Origin of the sequence: Dolosicoccus paucivorans, from assembly GCF_900100125.1 — a bacterium.
Lineage (GTDB): Bacteria > Bacillota > Bacilli > Lactobacillales > Aerococcaceae > Dolosicoccus > Dolosicoccus paucivorans.
On sequence record NZ_FNEL01000095.1, the window covers coordinates 1 to 1,599 of the forward strand.

Here is a 1,599-nt window from a genome sequence, read left to right on the forward strand (position 1 = left end):
GCTACTAACAGTATAGCAGAGGGTTATCTTTTTTGCTTTTAGCTTACCAACAGTTATTTTACACTAAGTTAAAGTGTTACGCATTAGTGATCAGGAATTGAGAAGTCAGTTGCTAGAAGTACCAACTTTTACTTGGCGAAATAATCCTAATTTTTTAGATCAACTAACGACCTATATTCAATCAAACAACGCCTGGTTCAAAGTGAAGTACAATGAATATGTGGCTCTTTTATATTTAAAGGATGCTAAAAAATTAGAGATGCAGTTTAACTTAGAAGATTCCGAAGAAGATGATGGTTTATTTTACGTCGAACTATTTTCAAACCGTGAGCAAAAAGATCGTAAAGTATTGCCTGAAGAATTTCAAAAGATCTTCAGAAAGTTTTATTTAAGAAGAATTATTAATACTCGAGGAGCTAATCAGCAACAAGTTTATATGACTTCTTTAGGCACTGACCTTTTAAACTTCATGGAAGGAATCTACCCCCAATGGGCCAACGATCAATACTATTTAGATTTTCAATCTTTTGAATTACCGAATCCAGATGCTACTCCAATTACAGTTGCTCTAAGAGATAAACAAAAATTGAATAGAAAAAAATCAATCATTACAAAGTCAGACTTAAAACATCAAGGAGTGCACGTTTTAAAAGAAAGTTGTACTTAATTGTTGATGTTGGGCACGTCACTTAAAGAACAATTACCTTCAAGTGGTCGTTTGACCCTGCGAGAAGAAACTTTATTGTTTGAAGATAGTGTAAGTTTAAAGAAAAGCACGTCAACAGAACTACCCAGGCAAAATGAAATATCACAAACTATTCAATCAGATACTTTGAAAGATCAATTGTTAGACGAAGTCATACGTCCATGGACGGATTACTAGATGAAAACACTTTAACGGCTTTAAAATCTTTAAAAGAAGAGGTGGAGGATGTTTAAACGCCCATTAGGGTGTTTTTATTTTGCGCTAAATAAGAGAGAATTTGGTATAATCTAGAAGAAATGAGGTGAGTTGATATGATGCATCTAAAACTCTATTTAAATAACAACCGTAACATCTTAAATATTATAAAATTTTCGTTGATTTCCGTCTTCCTTCTTATTTTCTCCTTTTTAATCGATCGTAGTCGACTAATTGGTGATGAATGGTTGGCACCTTTAATGCTGACTAAAGAAATTTCAACGACTTTTCTTTCAAGCTTAGCTGGTGTATTTTTAACAGTCACAACCTTTTCATTTACTACTATTTTAACAGTGCTTAATCAATATGCGTCTGAATATACGCCTCGTGTAGAACAAGATTTTGTCGATCAGCCGTCCGTTTTAAGTTTATTTGGCATTTTTATTGGTGGATTTTTTTATAGTATTTTTTCTTTATTATTGATTCAAAATGCACCGGAGAATGCAAAAGTTATTTCGGGAACAATCGGCATTTTATATGCTATGGCTTCAATGATTTATTTTATGCTTTTTGTTAAAACAGTTCTTAAATCTGTAAAAACTTCTGGTGGATTATATAATCAACTTAGCCGCCCGTTTGTGAATAAAAAACGCCATGTGGATTTCATGTTATCATTGTAGTTAGCAGACCCAATGAAA

Annotated in this window: 3 protein-coding genes; all 3 read left to right on the forward strand. The window is 32.8% G+C overall.

Translation table 11 applies throughout. The features are described from left to right. Positions 1-73: 73 nt before the first annotated feature. The 3 genes from BLR79_RS08680 (at position 74) to BLR79_RS08690 (ending at position 1,581) form a co-directional block, all read left to right on the forward strand. A complete protein-coding gene (locus BLR79_RS08680) occupies positions 74-667 on the forward strand; it encodes a hypothetical protein (RefSeq protein WP_159427642.1) in 594 nt (197 codons plus the stop codon). A gap of 6 nt (positions 668-673) precedes the next feature. Then, positions 674-883 (forward strand): hypothetical protein, encoded by a 210-nt coding sequence (locus BLR79_RS08685; RefSeq protein WP_092087042.1) that lies wholly within the window; start codon positions 674-676, stop codon positions 881-883. A 134-nt stretch (positions 884-1,017) separates the two neighbouring features. Further along, on the forward strand, positions 1,018-1,581 hold the full coding sequence (locus tag BLR79_RS08690; RefSeq protein ID WP_092087045.1) for a DUF2254 family protein: 564 nt from the start codon (positions 1,018-1,020) through the stop codon (positions 1,579-1,581). Positions 1,582-1,599 lie beyond the last annotated feature (18 nt).